The sequence below is a fragment of the Lachnoclostridium sp. An138 genome (genome assembly GCF_002160765.1).
GTDB classification, from domain to species: Bacteria; Bacillota; Clostridia; order Lachnospirales; family Lachnospiraceae; genus Laedolimicola; species Laedolimicola faecalis.
This window is the reverse complement of record NZ_NFLF01000012.1, coordinates 96,919-113,093: the sequence shown is the minus strand read 5'-3', so window position 1 is coordinate 113,093 and position 16,175 is coordinate 96,919. Positions and strand designations below refer to the sequence as shown.

The following is a 16,175-nucleotide window of genomic DNA, read 5'->3' as shown; positions in this document are numbered from 1 at the left end:
ATAGATGGGAATCAGGATGAGGGGAGTACCTCTTAGAAGTCCTTACCATCTATACCAAAAAAGAATAAGTCTGTAAGCTGTTTTTCTTGCTTACAAACTTATTATACGAGGAGGTTCAGCCTGGAGATCCGGTTATGCGTCTTGAAAAGTAAACGGTACAAAGCAGTGTAAAGGGCATTTTTAAAAAGCTCATATGTAAGAGTAAAAACGGGCATGAGTTCTCAGACAGGGGATTCATGTCCGTTTGCCATATTTGTAAAAAAGGAGAACACAGAAAAAATATAAAAAAAGAATAAATTCTGAAAAATCTGTTGACAAATAAAATAAACAGCATTAATATAATATCCGTAGGTTAGCACTCGATATGAGTGAGTGCTAATAATAAAAGGAACGAAACAGATCCAAGGAGGAATAGAAATGAAATTAGTACCATTAGGTGACAGAGTTGTACTGAAGCAGTTTGAGGCAGAGGAGACCACAGCGTCCGGCATCATCCTGGCAAGCAAGGCTCAGGAGAAGCCGCAGCAGGCAGAAGTAATTGCGGTAGGACCTGGCGGAATGGTAGACGGAAAAGAAGTTACCATGCAGGTAAAGCCGGGTGACAAGGTGATCTATTCCAAATATGCCGGAAATGAAGTAAAGATGGGCGATGAGGAATACATCATTGTAAAGCAGAACGATATCCTTGCGATTGTAGAATAATAAAGAGAGAATAAGACTGGAGGAATCTTAAAATGGCAAAGGAAATTAAGTATGGCGTAGATGCGAGAACCGCATTGGAGGCTGGCGTTGACAAGCTGGCTGATACTGTAAGAGTAACACTTGGACCCAAAGGAAGAAACGTAGTTCTTGACAAGCAGTACGGCGCACCCCTTATCACAAACGACGGTGTGACCATCGCAAAAGAGATTGAGCTTGAGGATGCTTTTGAGAACATGGGCGCTCAGCTTGTAAAGGAAGTAGCGACCAAGACGAACGACGTAGCCGGAGACGGTACGACCACCGCTACCGTTCTTGCTCAGGCTATGATTCATGAAGGAATGAAGAACCTGGCAGCAGGAGCAAACCCCATCGTTCTGAGAAAGGGTATGAAGAAAGCTACCGACGCCGCTGTTGAGGCGATTGCCAAGATGAGCAGCAAGGTAAGCGGAAAGCATCAGATTGCAAGAGTTGCAGCCGTATCTTCCGGAGATGAGGAAGTAGGAAACATGGTAGCAGATGCTATGGAGAAGGTTTCCAACGACGGCGTTATCACCATTGAGGAGTCCAAGACCATGAAGACCGAGCTGGACCTGGTAGAAGGTATGCAGTTCGACCGCGGATATATTTCCGCTTACATGGCTACCGACATGGAGAAGATGGAAGCAAATCTGGATAATCCGTATATCCTGATTACAGATAAGAAGATTTCCAATACCCAGGAGATTCTGCCGCTGCTGGAGCAGATCGTACAGTGCGGAAGAAAGCTTCTGATTATCGCAGAGGACATCGAGGGCGAGGCTCTGACGACTCTGGTAATGAACAAGCTGCGCGGAACCTTCGTAGTAGTAGGTGTAAAGGCTCCGGGCTACGGCGACAGAAGAAAAGAAATGCTGCGTGACATCGCTATCCTGACAGGCGGACAGGTGATTTCCGAGGAGCTTGGACTGGAGCTTAAGGATGCTACCCTGGATATGCTGGGAACCGCAAAATCCGTTAAGGTTCAGAAGGAGAACACAATTATCGCAGAGGGCGCAGGCTCCAAGGAAGAGATCGACAAGAGAATCGCTCAGATTCGCGCTCAGATCGAGGAGACCACTTCTGACTTCGATCGCGAGAAGCTGCAGGAGAGACTTGCAAAACTGGCTGGCGGTGTGGCAGTTATCCGCGTAGGCGCTGCTACCGAGACCGAGATGAAGGAAGCAAAGCTTCGTATGGAAGATGCTCTGGCGGCTACAAGAGCGGCTGTAGAGGAAGGCATCATCGCAGGCGGCGGATCTGCTTATATCCACGCAACCAAGGAAGTTGCGAAGCTGCTTGATACCACAGATGGCGATGAGAAGACAGGCGTAAAGGTTATCCTGAAGGCTCTGGAGGCTCCGCTGTACCACATCGCTGCAAACGCAGGACTGGAAGGCTCCGTTATCATCAACAAGGTAAAAGAGAGCGAGCCGGGCATCGGCTTCGACGCTCTGCGTGAGGAGTATGTAGACATGGTGAAGGAAGGCATTCTGGACCCGGCAAAGGTTACCAGAAGCGCTCTGCAGAACGCTACCAGCGTAGCTTCTACTTTCCTGACCACCGAGAGCTGCGTAGCCAACATCAAAGAGCCGGTACCCGCAACACCCGCAGGCGGAATGGGCGGAATGATGTAATACATCAGCAGGAAACCAAGCGCCGCCAAAGGCGGCATTTGGTTTCACCTGATGTATTAACGACGGAACCTCAGCGCGCAGCGCTGTGATTGCGGAGCAATCAGCAGACGCAGTTTGCTGCGGCTGGGTTCCGGAGTATATAGAGGAACAAAAGGAAGCAAGTCCCGGCAGGTGATTTTCCTGCCGGGACTTATTTACTTTTGGACGAGGGCTTAACGACAGAACCCGGGGAAAATCACAGAACAGGCACACACAATCCACAGGAATGCCTGTCTACGAGAGTTTTCTTATAACGTTCCATTACAGGCCTGCTTTTATCCAACAGATATCCTGATTTCTCCAATTCAGAAAAACACATATTCCATGCGGTCTGAATGGCGACTGCTGTGTGGGGAATCAGAAAAGTTACATATTTGCCGCCCTCCAGCTTTCTGCACCTGACCTGATTTTGTGCAAGGCCGCGGCCTGGAGGCTGTTTGATACAGACATCATAGCGGCACTGGGCGGGTTCGGTTGTGCCCGGATTATCCATAGGGACTGCATAAATCACAGTATTTTCACCATACAGATTATTTTCTTTTATCCATTTCTTAAAAGTGTCCATCAGCCTATAATTTTCTATGCCATACTCACCGGTTCTTCTCATATAAATCACGTCAGAGGACGGTATTCTTTCCTGAGTGATGCCAAGATAGAATTTCAAAATCGTTTTCTCCAATCTTATAAAGTACATCGATGTCTGAACAAATCGTAATCCCAATTAAAATGATTTTCAAAAAATTTTTTAAAAGACTGTGGACAAATCCGTGTCATTCCAGCATCCGGATTCTCTTGCATCTTTCTCTGTCCAGTGCTATAATACCTATTATAAATTGCACAGAGAGACGGGGTGCTGGCGCAGAAAGCCGGCTGAGATTTGGAATAGAAGCTGTCCATGACCCGAAGAACCTGATGCGGATAATGCCGCCGTAGGAAATCGAAGGATTTTTTGAGGAGACGCCGTTATGGGGTCTCTTTTTCTGTGCAGCCAGCTTTTTTGAGAAAGGATGTGAAACGTTGATCCGCATGAAACTGCGGCGGGCAGAGGGGGAGCGCCCTGTGCTCTGTATGACAGCGATGGGAAGCCGTGTTCCGGCGTGAGAGGAGACCAGTAAGTCTCGACCGCTTTCTTTCGGGCTTTGAAAAAGCCCTGGCTGCTGCGTTCTGTCTGTGAACCGGACGAAGAAGCCGCATAGGAAAGGGAAGCGCCGCTGTCAATGACGTTTCCCGGAATCAAAGGAGTGAAAATTATGAGAATAAACGCAGGAACTGAAACGAAAAAAATGGTGCTGACAGCACTCTTTGCCTGTCTGGCCTATGTATTAAATACTTTTGTATATTTTCCGGCTATGGCCCCCTTCCAGCATTTTGTGGATGTGCTGGCGGCAGTGTTTGTAGGGCCCTGGTATGGGTTTGCGGCGGCTCTGATCTGTGGCTGCATGCGCATGATGTCGGGACGGACTATTCAGGCGGTAACCGGAGCCATTTTCGGGCCGATTCTTGGAGGACTGCTTTACCGGAAGACGAAAAATGTGTATCTGGTCTTTGCAGGCGAGGTGATAGGAACGGGATTTATCGGGGCGATGGCCTCTTATCCGTTGATGCGTCTGTTCTATGGCCTGGATGTTCAGTCACCCTTCTATTATATTCCTTTTTATACACCGGCGGCTCTGGTAGGCGGAGCCATGGGTGTGGCTGTGGTGCTGATTCTGAAAAAGACAAAAGTATTCAGCTGGATGCAGAGTGAAGTGGGATGAGGAGAATATCATGAATGATTTTACGGAATTGCCAGGATGCGTGAGAAGAAGCGCGCCGCTGGTACAGTGTATTACCAATTTCGTTACAGTCAATGACTGTGCCAATATCATACTGGCGGCGGGCGGCTCTCCTTCCATGGCTCATGACCCCGGAGAGGTGGAAGAAGCTGTGGAAAATGTACAGGCTCTTGTCTGTAATATGGGGGCTATCGGAGACGCAGAGAGCATGATTCTGGCTGGAAAAGCGGCGAACCGTCTGGGGAAACCGGTGGTTCTTGATCCGGTGGGCGCAGGAGGAACGACCCTTCGGCGTGAGACTGCGAGAAGGCTTCTGAAGGAGGTGCGTTTTTCCGTTATCCGCGGAAATGCGTCCGAGATCGGGTATCTGGCAGAAGGGAGAACCCGCGGAAGCGGTGTGGATGTAAGCCTTTCCGATGCCGTTACAGAAGCAAATCTGTCTTCAGCCGCGGAGATGGCTCACAATCTTGCAGAAAGGACAGGCAGCGTCATCGTGATCTCCGGGGAAATCGATTTGGTGTCGAATGGAAAAAAGACGGCAGTATTTCGAAATGGCTGCCCCACCATGGCGAGAATTACAGGAAGCGGTTGTATGCTGACGGCACTTACAGGAGCCTTCTGCGGAGCTATGCCGGAAGACAGCTTTCAGGCAGCCTGCGGAGCTGTGGCAGTTATGGGTGTCTGCGGGGGGCTGGCGGAAAAGCGCCGGATAGAGACGGGAGCCGGAAATGCCAGTTTCCGAACATATCTGATTGACGCGGTATTTAATCTGACAGAAGAACAGTTTGAGGAGGCAGTGCGATATGAAATATTCTAAAGAAGAGATCAGAAAAGCCATGCTGCTTTACGCGGTGACAGACCGGGCGTGGCTGAAAGAAGGGGAGCGCCTGACAGATGTATGCAGAAGCGTGCTGGAGCATGGAGCTACCTTTCTTCAGATTCGGGAAAAGGATCTGGATGAAAAAAGCTTTGAGCAGGAGGCTGGGGAGCTGAAGAAGCTTTGCGCGTCCCTGAAGGTGCCCTTTGTGGTAAATGACAGCGTGGAAATCGCCCTTGCTATTGACGCGGACGGTGTTCACGTAGGTCAGTCGGATATCCGGGGACGGGATATCCGGGCGCTTATCGGACCGGAAAAAATTCTGGGTATTTCCGCAGGGACAGTAGAGGAGGCCAGAGCTGCCGAGACGGCAGGGGCAGATTACATTGGCGTGGGGGCTGTGTTTGGCACCAGCACTAAGAAGGACGCCAGGAATCTGTCGGTAGAAAAGCTGCGGGAAATTTCAGATTCTGTGAAGATTCCTGTAGTGGCCATTGGCGGTATCGGAAAGGGAAACATCCGGGAGCTGTCAGGCAGCGGCATAGACGGTGTGGCTGTGGTGTCGGCTATCTTTGCGGCGGAGGATCCGGGAAAGGCGGCGGAGGAGCTTCTTGCTCTGTCCTGGGAAGTAGTGAGCCATGGATAAGAAATTTGCGATTTTCGATATGGATGGGACTCTGGTGGATTCCATGAGTTTCTGGAAGACGCTGGGGGTGGAGTATCTGAAGAGCAGAGGAGTAAGCCGTGTTCCGGAGGATATTCTGGAGCGGATAAAACCCATGACCATGACAGAGTCAGCAGATCTTTTTATCCGGGAGTTTTCTCTTCCCGGCACGCCGGAGGAGGTAGCGGCCCAGATGAATGCCATGATGGACTGCCATTACCGGGGGGATATTCCGGCGAAGGAAGGCGCGGCCGTTTATCTGAAAGAGCTGAAACGGAGAGGCGTGCGTATGTGCGTGGCCTCGGCCACTGCGGTGGAGCTGCAGGAAGCCTGCCTGAAGCGTCTGGGCCTTTTCGAGTATTTTGATTTTCTGCTGTCCTGTGAGGAAGCGGGCGGCGGAAAGAACAGGCCGGATGTGTATCTGGCTGCGGCCAGACGGCTGGGCGCGGCTCCGGAGGAGACGGCGGTGTATGAAGATGCCCTTTATGCGGCGCAGACTGCGAAGGCAGCAGGCTTTTATGTGGCAGGCGTTTTTGACAGGAGCGCGGAAAGCGTCTGGGACGAGCTGAGGTCTCTGGCAGACGAAAGCCTGACCGGATGGATGGAGGGATTGACGGCCCTTCTGGAAGAACAGAAGAATGAGAAGGAGGAAATGGAAGTATCATGAGCGCGAGCATAGCCATTCAGATTCTGCCTCAGGCAGACAGTGATGAAGAAATCTGCAGGATTGTGGATGAGGTTATTGCCTATATTGATTCCACAGGGCTTCATTATGAGGTAAGTCCTTTTGAGACAGCCATTGAGGGAGAAAACCTTGATGAGCTTCTGGAGGTGGCAAAAGAGTGCCAGCATGTGGCGGCACGGGCCGGAGCCAGAAAGGTATCGTCTTATATCAAGACTGTATTCCGGCCTCAAGGAGAGGTACTGACCATCGATCAGAAGGTGGGAAAGTATAGAAAGGGTCTGTAAGGGATCCGCAAGCGGCAGACCGGGGGCACCACTTTCTGCCGCTATATAAAAATAATGCGAATCCGGAAGACGGAAGTGTGCGCGGCCTGCCGCGCCCATTTCTGGCAGCCGGAAAAAGAGAGGAGAAACACATATGAGAACAGCATTATCAATCGCTGGAAGTGATTCCAGCGGAGGCGCCGGCATTCAGGCTGATCTGAAAACCATGACCCTGAATGGAGTGTTTGCCATGAGCGCGGTCACTGCGCTGACGGCACAGAATACCACCGGCGTTACGGGAATCTTTGAGGTGAGCCCGGAATTTCTGGGACAGCAGATGGACGCGGTATTTACCGATATCCGTCCGGATGCGGTAAAAATAGGAATGGTATCTTCCGGCGCTCTTATTGAGAAAATCGCAGAGCGGCTGCGTTTTTATCAGGCAGAGCGTATTGTTCTTGATCCAGTGATGGTGGCGACCAGCGGTTCCCGCCTGATCGCGGAAGAGGCAGTGGAGACTCTGAAAAAAGAACTGATTCCTCTGGCGTCTCTGGTTACGCCGAATATTCCGGAAGCGGAAATCCTGGCGGATATGAAAATCAGAAATAAGGAGGATATGGAGACGGCTGCCGAAAAGATCGGAAGGAGCTTTGGCTGCGCTGTGCTGGTAAAAGGCGGCCATGATATCAACGATGCAGATGATCTTCTGTATGCAGAAGGAAAGTCCCGCTGGTTCTGTGGGAAGCGCATCGACAACCCTAATACCCATGGAACAGGCTGCACTCTTTCAAGCGCTGTCGCTGCCAACCTGGCGAAAGGATTTTCCATGGAAGATTCTGTAGAACGGGCCAAAGCCTACATTTCCGGAGCTCTTGCAGCCATGCTGGATCTGGGAAAGGGAAGAGGGCCTATGAACCATGCTTTTGATCTCAGAAGCGAATATGCCCGGGAAGCAGGTGAAACGGCATGAGCGCATGGGGAATTACCATAGCTTTTCTGATATTCTATTTTGGCGCAGCTGCCTGGCTTCTGCGGGGAGGACTCCGGCTGGGGGTGCGTGAGCTGTGCATCTGCGGCATTATGATTGCTATGACGCTGACGCTGGAAATGATACGGATTCCGCTGCCCACCGGAGCCACCATGCCTCTTGGCTCCCCGATTCCGCTGCTGCTTCTTGCGGTGATTCTGGATGACCGGCTGGCCATTCTTTCCGGCTGGGTCTGCGCGGCTCTGGCTATATTTCTGATTCCCGGCTGGCAGCCTGTTCATCCCATGCAGATTCTGATTGAGCATATGGTCTGCTTTTCCTGTCTGGGGTTTGCGGGGGTATTTGGAACAGACAGACGGTGGAAAGTATTCTGCGGAATTCTTCTGGCTTCAGTTTTAAAGCTCTGCGGGCATCTGTTAAGCGGCGTCCTTTTCTTTTCCCAGAACGCGTGGGAGGGCTGGGGAGCGTGGGGATACAGCCTGGGTTATAATATTTCTCAGAACGTGCCTCTGTGCATTGTGTCCGGTATTGTCGTGATGGCGCTTCCCCTGAAGACGCTGCGGCAGGCCGTGAGAAAGGAGGCAGCAGCATGAATTTTGTGGAAACCTGTGTAAAAGACAGCCTTCCCGTCTGGAAAGAGTGTCTGGAGTCAGAGTTTTTAAGGAAGATGGCGGATGGAAGCCTTGAGGAAGAATGTTTCAAGGGGTATATCGTGGATGACAGCCTGTATCTGCGGGAGTATGCCAGAGTTTTTGCCTGGGGTATCCTTGGAGCAGAGAATATGGAGGAAATAAGAGCTTACTATTCCCTGCTTTCTTTTGTTAACGAATCTGAGGATTCAACCCGGAGATATTATCTGGAACGGTACGGTCTGGAGGATGCGGACATCCAGCGTCTGCCTCTTCGTCCCCAGAACCGGGCCTATGTGGAAGAAATGCACCGGGCAGCCGGGAACTCCAGGCAGGCTCCGGAGTGTATGATGGCAAGTCTTCCCTGCATGCTGAGCTATGGTTGGATTTTCAAAGAAATGCTGAAAAGAGATCCTCAGGTGAAGGATACGGTTTATGGCCGTTTTGTCAGCGATTATGCAGGAAAAGACTATGAGAGGTTATGCCGGGAGTGGACAGATTTTGCAGAGAAGGTCTGCGGGGGGCTGAGTGAGGAGAGAAAACGGCGCTGCCTGAGTATTTTCCGTGCCTGCTCGGAACATGAAAAACATTTTTGGGAAATGAGCGCGGTTCCCAGGGAAGACATCTGACCTCCGGGTATGATACTTATCATGGAAAGAACGTCCTTGAAAGACAGGTGTGCGCACAGAAAGCACACAGAAAAAAAGCGGTGTTTCAGCCGCTCTTTTTCTGTCAGATTTCGGCGGAAGCATATTGACAAGGTCTTTTCTTTTCGTTAAGATAGGTTATTAATAACAAGAAGATTTTGTGTTTGACGAGAGAGGAGAGAATGAAATGGGTAAAATTATTGGCGAGAGCATTACGTTTGACGATGTCCTTCTGGTACCGGCTTATTCCGAGGTGATTCCGAATCAGGTGGACCTGTCTACAATGCTGACAAAAACCATTAAGCTTAACATTCCCATGATGAGCGCCAGCATGGATACCGTGACAGAACACCGCATGGCGATTGCGATGGCGAGACAGGGAGGCATCGGAATTATCCACAAAAATATGTCTGTCGAAGCTCAGGCAGAAGAGGTAGACAAGGTAAAACGTTCGGAAAACGGAGTTATCACAGACCCATTTTATTTATCTCCGGAGCATACGCTGGCGGACGCCAACGAACTTATGGCGAAGTTCCGCATTTCCGGCGTACCGATTACAGAAGGAAGAAAGCTGGTAGGCATTATTACCAACCGTGACCTGAAGTTTGAGACAGATTTTACCAAGAAGATCAAGGAGTCCATGACCTCTGAGGGACTGATTACAGCCAAAGAGGGAATCACACTGGACGAGGCCAAGAAGATTCTGGCGAAGGCAAGAAAAGAGAAACTGCCGATCGTGGATGACGACTTCAATCTGAAGGGCCTGATTACCATTAAGGATATTGAAAAACAGATCAAATACCCCAATTCAGCAAAGGATGCCAAGGGACGTCTGCTGTGCGGAGCCGGCGTAGGAATTACCAGCAATGTGCTGGAGCGTGTGGAGGCTCTTGTGAATGCCCACGTGGATGTGATTGTGCTGGATTCCTCCCATGGACATTCTGCCAATGTCATCCGCTCTCTGAAGATGATCAAAGACGCTTATCCGGATCTGCCGCTGATTGCTGGAAATGTGGCCACGGGTGAGGGAACCAGAGCTCTTATTGAGGCAGGAGCTGATGCGGTGAAAGTAGGTATCGGGCCGGGGTCCATCTGTACCACCCGTGTGGTGACTGGCTTTGGCGTGCCGCAGGTATCTGCGATTATGGACAGCTACGAGGTGGCGAAAGAGTACGGAATTCCGATTATCGCTGACGGTGGTATCAAATACTCCGGAGACATTACCAAGGCAATTGCGGCCGGAGCAAATGTCTGCATGATGGGAAGTCTGTTTGCGGGCTGTGACGAGGCTCCGGGAGAGTACGAGCTTTTCCAGGGCAGAAAATACAAGGTTTACCGTGGCATGGGTTCCATTGCCGCTATGGAGAATGGAAGCAAGGACCGGTATTTCCAGGAAGGCGCCAAGAAGCTGGTTCCGGAAGGCGTAGAGGGCCGCGTGGCATACAAGGGAAGCGTAGAGGATACGGTATTCCAGCTGCTGGGAGGCCTTCGTTCCGGTATGGGACTGTGCGGAGCGCCCACCATTGAGGAACTGAAGGAGAAGGGAAGATTTATCAAGATTACCGCTGCTTCCCTGAAGGAAAGCCATCCTCATGACATTCATATTACAAAGGAAGCGCCGAACTATACGGTAGAAGAGTAAAAGAACAAAGCATTGTTCCGGTATCGGGAACAGCGCGAAAGCAAATTTTTGAGACGACAGGCTGCTGCAGAGGAATGCGGCAGCCTTGTTTTATGACGGTGGTTTTTATCATGATTAAGAAAAATTTAAGTTTTTCGTGTAGTAAAATGTAAATCTGATACGTTATTATTAATGTAAACGATAAACGGACAGGGAGGGGGCCCTACCAATGCTCTTGTATTTATCCATGCTGGATACGCAGGAAGAAAAAGATAAATTTACGGAGATTTACCAGCAGTATCAGCATTTCTGCTGGTATGTGGCAAATCAGCTTCTTGGAGACGCGCATCTGGCGGAAGACGCGGTTCAGGACGCGTTTCTTGCGCTGACCAGACATCTGGATAAAATAGAAGACGTGGAGAGCCCAAGAACCAGGAAGTTCCTGCTGACAATTGTGAAGAGCAAGGCGGTGGACATTCTGCGCAGGCAGCATGGAGAAATTTCTGTGGACGAGCTGGATCGTGAACCTGCTGATCCGGAAGCGGATGTACTGGGCGCATACATTACAAAAGAAAATTACAATCATTTGATCTCCTGTATTCTGGAGCTGGAAGAGGCGTACCGCGTTATTTTTGAATACAAGTACGTCCATCAGCTGTCTGATAAAGAGATTGCCCAGCTTCTGGACATTACCCCCAAGCTGGTGAACGTGCGCTATTTCCGCGCGAGAAAGAAACTGCAGCAGATGCTGGAAAAGGAGGTGGCAGGCCATGCGGGGAGATAAAAGCGGCAGCAGACAGAAGGAGGAGAGAGAACAAAAAGAAGCCCTGCAGGAAGAGCTGCTGTCTGAAGCGTTCAATGCGTGTATGGAAGAACAGCTGAGCTTTATACCTCCTGAGCGTGAGATAGCCCGGATGCACATTTTTTCAGAGGAATTCAAATCAAAGATGGAAAAGCTGTGCAGAACCAACGGAAAGCTGAAGCGGCAGGAGATGACCCGGAGAGAATTTGTCTTCGGATTCAACAGGATCGCGGCCTGCATTCTGATGATGCTGGCAGTAGGAGGCATCTGTGTGGGAGGCTATCTGATCTCAAAGGGAGGAGCCGGAGGAAGCGGAGCTGACAGCGCGGCTTCTACAGAGGAATCTACGGAGCAGGCGGCAGACATGGCGCTCCCGGAAGAGGAGACGGCAGCGGGGAACGGAAATTCTGAAGCCACAGCGGATGGAGGAGCCGGCGCGGAAGGCGGAGATGGTGAATTCATGGGCCAGTCTCTTCTGATGGCAGAAGAGCAGGCTCTGCCTTCGGAGTCGAATGGAATCCGAATGTTGATTTCCAGCCCGGTTGTAGACAGAGAGGCGGAAGATATTAAGGTGACTTTTGGAAATCTGACAGAAGAGACTGTCACCTACAGCCGGGAACTGGAGCTGCAGGTATGTCTGGACGGCGTATGGTATGTGGTTCCGAAGCTTTCGGACAGCCAGAGCGGCCCGCAGGCTCAGGAAGAGGAACAGGAACAGCCGGAAAATGAGCCGGGAAATGGAATCGTGGAATTGGAATCTGGTATGGCTCAGGATGAAAAAATTCTGCTATCTGAATATGAATTGGATTATGAAGCAGAGTTGTATCGTGTGGTCAGCCGGATAGATGACAGACTCTTCGCCTCGGAATTCCGGTTTGAAACCCTGGAGGAAGGGCTGGAGGAGGCCCTGGACAGCACCCTGGATGAAATGAGTCAGTAGCTTTCTGAAGAATCCGGAATTTGTCCGGTGTTCAAAAGGCAGGGGAGGGATGAAAATGATGAAACGGTATGGGATTCTGGCAGCAATGATGGCAGCTCTGCTGGTTCTTTCCACGGGCTGCGGCGGAAGCGCCGGCAATACTTCTTCTACAGATACGGCCGCGGCCACAGAAGAGGCATCGGTCAGCACTTCGCAGATGGATTCCGGTAGTGCGGCGCCGGCGGAATGGTATGGGGAGCAGGCAATGACGGAAGCTGCTGCAGAGGACGGCCAGGTATCTTCATCCACAGGAGTAGACAGTGTGGAGGCTTCCGGCCAGAAGCTGATAAAGACTGTGAATCTTACTATGGAAACCCGGGAATTTGACACGCTCCTGGAAAATATTCAGGCGAAGACGACGGAATGCGGAGGTTATGTGGAATCTTCTGAGATTTCCGGTCTCAGCTATTATAATACGGATGGCTCCCGGTACGCATGGCTGACGCTGCGGATTCCGGCCGACCGGCTGGATGAATTTGTGACGGTGGTCAGCGGGCTGGGAAATGTAACCAGCCAAAATGAGTCCGTGCAGGACGTAACGCTGCAGTATGTGGATGTGGAAAGCCACATAGAAGCCCTGGAGACGGAGCAGACGCGGCTTCTGGAACTGATGGAGCAGGCAGAAAGCATGGAGGATATCATTACAATTGAAAGCAGGCTTTCTGAAATCCGTTATGAGCTGCAGTCTTATGAATCCACACTGAGGACCTATGACAATCAGGTGGATTACAGCACGGTGACTGTAAGCATCGATGAAGTGGACCGGGAGACTGTGACAGAAGAGAATCCCGGATTTTTCCGGGAAATCGGCCTGCGGCTTTCTGACAACTTTTATGAGATTGGACAGGGCCTGAGAGGTTTCGGTGTCTGGTTTATCAGCTCCCTGCCCTATCTGATCCTGATCTTCGCGGCAGTATGGACAGGAGTGCGGCTGATTCAGAAAATCGTATGGAAGAAGCCGTTTTTCCGGAGAAAGAAAAAGGAAACTGCAGAAGACAATCCGGAGAGACAGGAGAGGAAAAGTATAGAAAATAATCCGGAGGAACAGAAAAAGGAGTAGACCGGAAAAGAGAATGGGAGCAGGCCTGCAGAAGATCGTTGAAAGGAATGCGGAAACATTTCATCGGACTGTGGAAGAAATGGGAAAGTTTACAGAAGAACCCGGGGGTATCTGCCTGGAGCAGATGCCTCCGGGTTCTTCAGCCCTGGAGATCCCGGTTCCGGAATTTCCCTGACATTCAGTTAACAGGAATCTTGCCAACGAAAGGAATTTTCTGTTATAATAGAATCAAATTTCATAATAGGGGTAGTGTGACATTTTACGGCTGAACAGAGCAGAAAGGCAGGCACAGAGATGAAAAAACTGAATGAAGGTTTTCAGTACAGCGTTAAAAACGGAACTTATCACGGACTTGGAGTACAGAAGCTGGGAGACGATATTTGTTTTACGATTGCAGTGCCAGACCGAAAACGGTGCAGCCTTTTGTTGTACAAACGGGGAGAGACGGAGGTGGCGGCTTCCATTCCCATGGGCAGCTCTTCCCGGTACGGAGATCTTCGTTCTCTGATCATTGAAAAATTTCCGGTGGAGAATTACGAATATAATTATCTGATTGACGGCAGGGTGGTGACAGACCCGTATGCTTCCGCGATCTGCGGCAGAGAGGTCTGGGGAAAGGCGCCAAAGGGAGAGAGTGCTCTGCGGAGCAGGGCTGTCTTTGACGAGTATGACTGGCAGGGAGACGCTCCTTTGCAGCTTGCATGGCAGGATGTGGTGATCTATGCCGCCCATGTGAGGGGATTTACCAGACATGCGTCCTCCGGCGTGAAGGCGAAGGGGACGTTTGCGGGAATCGCAGAAAAAATCCCGTATCTGAAGGAGCTGGGGATCAACCAGCTGGAACTGATGCCTGTGTATGAGTTTGCGGAAGTGGAGACCTGGGATGAGAAGCGTCCGCCTCTGCGCAGACCCGGAAACGGACAGAAGGAACTTTTGAATTACTGGGGGTATGCGGACGCCTATTATTTCGCGCCGAAGGCATCCTATTCGGCCACAGGCGATCCGGTGCGGGAATTTAAAGATCTGGTCCGGGAGCTGCACAGAAACGGAATCGAACTGGTTCTGGAATTCCATTTTCCGAAAGGAACCAGGACAGCGTTTGTTCTGGACTGTATCCGCCACTGGGTTCTGGAATATCATATAGACGGAATCCATGTGAACCGGGATCACGCGCCGGTAGAGGCACTGGCTCAGGACCCGCTTCTGAGCCACACCAAGATTATGACGGAGAGCTTCCGGCTGGATGAAATCTATGAGGAACGGCACATACCGAATTTTCGGAATCTGGCGGAATACAACGATGGATTTATGCTGGATGTCCGCCGCTTTCTGAAGGGAGACGAGGGACAGCTGGTTCCCTTTACCTGGCGGGCCAGGAGAAATCCTTCCGAGTATGCGGTGATTAATTATATGGCAAACCACAACGGCTTCACGCTGATGGATACGGTATCCTATGATGAAAAGCACAATGAGGCCAATGGGGAAGAAAATCATGACGGCACGGATTTTAACTACAGCTGGAACTGCGGCGAGGAGGGACCGAGCCGGAAGAAAAAGACGCTGGGACTCCGGGCCCGCCAGCTGCGCAACGCGTTTGTGCTGCTGCTTTTAAGCCAGGGAACGCCGCTGATTTATGAAGGGGACGAGAGAGGAAATTCCCAGTCGGGAAATAACAATGTCTACTGTCAGGACAACGAACTGTCCTGGGTGAACTGGAAGACAGGAAAGACCTTTGGATTTCTGACGGAGTATGTAAAGAAGCTTATTGCTTTCCGCAGAAAACATCCGGTGTTTCACCAGGCAAGGGAGCTCCGCATGACGGATTACCTGTCCTGCGGCCACCCGGATATTTCCTACCATGGGAAACGGGCATGGCTGGGGGATTTCGAGAATTACAGCAGGAGTGTGGGTATTTTTTATGGGGGCGATTATATAGCGGCCAACACAGAGGGAAAAGAAGAGGACAGCTTTTTTTATGTGGCTTATAATATGCACTGGATTCCCCATGAGTTTGCGCTGCCGAATCTGCCGGGCAGGGGCAGGTGGAAGATTGCCATTGACACAGGAGCGGAAGGAACGGCGGGAATCTATGCGGAAGGGGAAGAGCCGCTGCTTTCCAGCCAGAGAACGGTAACGGTGCCGGAGCGCACGATTCTGGTTCTGACGGGAAAAAAGGGCACGGAAGAAAAGCCGGAGAAAGGCAGAAGTGAGAGGGAAAAAATGGAGAAGACAAAGAAGGCGGCAAAGAAGGAATCATGAAGGTCTGGAAACATTTTTGCACAATCACCCATCATAAGATTCTGGTCATGAAGCACTGTTTTCGAATCGGATTGTACTGGCAGGGGCTCATGCATGACATGTCCAAATATTCGCCGGCGGAATTCATTCCCGGCTGCCGGTATTACCAGGGGTACAGAAGTCCGAACAACGCGGAACGGGAGGCGAAGGGATACTCTTCCGCCTGGCTGCATCACAAAGGAAGAAACAAGCACCACTATGAATACTGGATTGATTATGGCCTGGGCCCGGTGAAGGGAATGACCGGCATGAAGATGCCGAACCGGTATGTGGCGGAGATGATGATGGACCGCATTGCGGCCTCAAAAATCTATGAGGGCAGTAAGTATGATCAGCATCAGCCGCTGGCTTATTATGAAAAAGGAAAAGACGGTTATATGATTCATGATGAGACCAGGGCTCTTCTGGAGTATCTGCTTCATATGCTGGATGAGCAGGGAGAGGATGCCACCTTTGCCTATATCCGGAAGGAGATTGTGGGGAAAAAGGAATATCCTGTACTGCCTGAGAGAAAAGGAAACCTGTAAAAACTGAAAGAAAAAAGAGGGATCTGC

The 16,175-nt window shown here is 50.8% G+C and carries 17 protein-coding genes and 1 riboswitch; of the genes, 16 read left to right on the top strand and 1 reads right to left on the bottom strand.

What is annotated here, in order from left to right:
* The first annotated feature begins 417 nt into the window (after positions 1-417).
* Both B5E82_RS11345 and groL read left to right on the top strand, forming a co-directional pair.
* Positions 418-702 carry a co-chaperone GroES gene (locus B5E82_RS11345; protein WP_087307663.1) on the top strand — a complete coding sequence of 95 codons (285 nt, stop codon included), beginning with the start codon at positions 418-420 and terminating at the stop codon, positions 700-702.
* A 32-nt stretch (positions 703-734) separates the two neighbouring features.
* Positions 735-2,354, top strand: a complete 1,620-nt coding sequence (groL, locus tag B5E82_RS11340; RefSeq protein WP_087307662.1) for a chaperonin GroEL — start codon at positions 735-737, stop codon at positions 2,352-2,354.
* A 235-nt stretch (positions 2,355-2,589) separates the two neighbouring features.
* On the opposite strand, the gene B5E82_RS11335 is transcribed toward groL, so the two are convergent.
* Entirely contained in the window at positions 2,590-3,057 is a 468-nt protein-coding gene (locus tag B5E82_RS11335; protein ID WP_087307661.1) for an AraC family transcriptional regulator, read from the bottom strand.
* 172 nt (positions 3,058-3,229) lie between these two features.
* Positions 3,230-3,347: riboswitch (TPP riboswitch) on the top strand.
* 296 nt (positions 3,348-3,643) lie between these two features.
* On the opposite strand from B5E82_RS11335, the gene thiW reads away from it, so the two are divergent.
* From thiW to B5E82_RS11265, 14 genes are all read left to right on the top strand, one after another.
* A complete protein-coding gene (gene thiW, locus B5E82_RS11330) occupies positions 3,644-4,150 on the top strand; it encodes an energy coupling factor transporter S component ThiW (protein ID WP_206415677.1) in 507 nt (168 codons plus the stop codon).
* Between the two features lie 10 nt (positions 4,151-4,160).
* On the top strand, positions 4,161-4,985 hold the full coding sequence (thiM, locus tag B5E82_RS11325; RefSeq protein ID WP_087307659.1) for a hydroxyethylthiazole kinase: 825 nt from the start codon (positions 4,161-4,163) through the stop codon (positions 4,983-4,985).
* Positions 4,972-5,631 (top strand): thiamine phosphate synthase, encoded by a 660-nt coding sequence (gene thiE, locus B5E82_RS11320; protein ID WP_087307658.1) that lies wholly within the window; start codon positions 4,972-4,974, stop codon positions 5,629-5,631. Before thiM ends, thiE begins: the two co-directional genes overlap by 14 nt.
* Entirely contained in the window at positions 5,624-6,316 is a 693-nt protein-coding gene (locus tag B5E82_RS11315) for an HAD family hydrolase (protein WP_087307657.1), read from the top strand. The genes thiE and B5E82_RS11315 overlap by 8 nt, the downstream gene beginning before the upstream one ends.
* On the top strand, positions 6,313-6,618 hold the full coding sequence (locus B5E82_RS11310) for a thiamine-binding protein (protein ID WP_087307656.1): 306 nt from the start codon (positions 6,313-6,315) through the stop codon (positions 6,616-6,618). The genes B5E82_RS11315 and B5E82_RS11310 overlap by 4 nt, the downstream gene beginning before the upstream one ends.
* A 133-nt stretch (positions 6,619-6,751) precedes the next feature.
* Positions 6,752-7,567, top strand: coding sequence for a bifunctional hydroxymethylpyrimidine kinase/phosphomethylpyrimidine kinase (thiD, locus tag B5E82_RS11305; RefSeq protein ID WP_087307655.1), 816 nt, complete (start codon positions 6,752-6,754; stop codon positions 7,565-7,567).
* Positions 7,564-8,178 (top strand): energy-coupled thiamine transporter ThiT, encoded by a 615-nt coding sequence (locus tag B5E82_RS11300; RefSeq protein ID WP_087307654.1) that lies wholly within the window; start codon positions 7,564-7,566, stop codon positions 8,176-8,178. Before thiD ends, B5E82_RS11300 begins: the two co-directional genes overlap by 4 nt.
* Positions 8,175-8,843 carry a TENA/THI-4 family protein gene (locus B5E82_RS11295; protein ID WP_087307653.1) on the top strand — a complete coding sequence of 223 codons (669 nt, stop codon included), beginning with the start codon at positions 8,175-8,177 and terminating at the stop codon, positions 8,841-8,843. Before B5E82_RS11300 ends, B5E82_RS11295 begins: the two co-directional genes overlap by 4 nt.
* A gap of 205 nt (positions 8,844-9,048) precedes the next feature.
* A complete protein-coding gene (guaB, locus tag B5E82_RS11290) occupies positions 9,049-10,503 on the top strand; it encodes an IMP dehydrogenase (RefSeq protein WP_087307652.1) in 1,455 nt (484 codons plus the stop codon).
* A gap of 208 nt (positions 10,504-10,711) precedes the next feature.
* Positions 10,712-11,266, top strand: coding sequence for an RNA polymerase sigma factor (locus B5E82_RS11285; protein WP_087307651.1), 555 nt, complete (start codon positions 10,712-10,714; stop codon positions 11,264-11,266).
* Entirely contained in the window at positions 11,253-12,224 is a 972-nt protein-coding gene (locus B5E82_RS11280; protein ID WP_087307650.1) for an immunoglobulin-like domain-containing protein, read from the top strand. The genes B5E82_RS11285 and B5E82_RS11280 overlap by 14 nt, the downstream gene beginning before the upstream one ends.
* 55 nt (positions 12,225-12,279) lie before the next feature.
* Positions 12,280-13,323, top strand: coding sequence for a DUF4349 domain-containing protein (locus tag B5E82_RS11275; protein ID WP_162610766.1), 1,044 nt, complete (start codon positions 12,280-12,282; stop codon positions 13,321-13,323).
* 294 nt (positions 13,324-13,617) lie between these two features.
* Positions 13,618-15,582 carry an alpha-amylase family glycosyl hydrolase gene (locus tag B5E82_RS11270; RefSeq protein WP_087307648.1) on the top strand — a complete coding sequence of 655 codons (1,965 nt, stop codon included), beginning with the start codon at positions 13,618-13,620 and terminating at the stop codon, positions 15,580-15,582.
* A complete protein-coding gene (locus B5E82_RS11265; RefSeq protein ID WP_087307647.1) occupies positions 15,579-16,148 on the top strand; it encodes a DUF5662 family protein in 570 nt (189 codons plus the stop codon). Before B5E82_RS11270 ends, B5E82_RS11265 begins: the two co-directional genes overlap by 4 nt.
* Positions 16,149-16,175 lie beyond the last annotated feature (27 nt).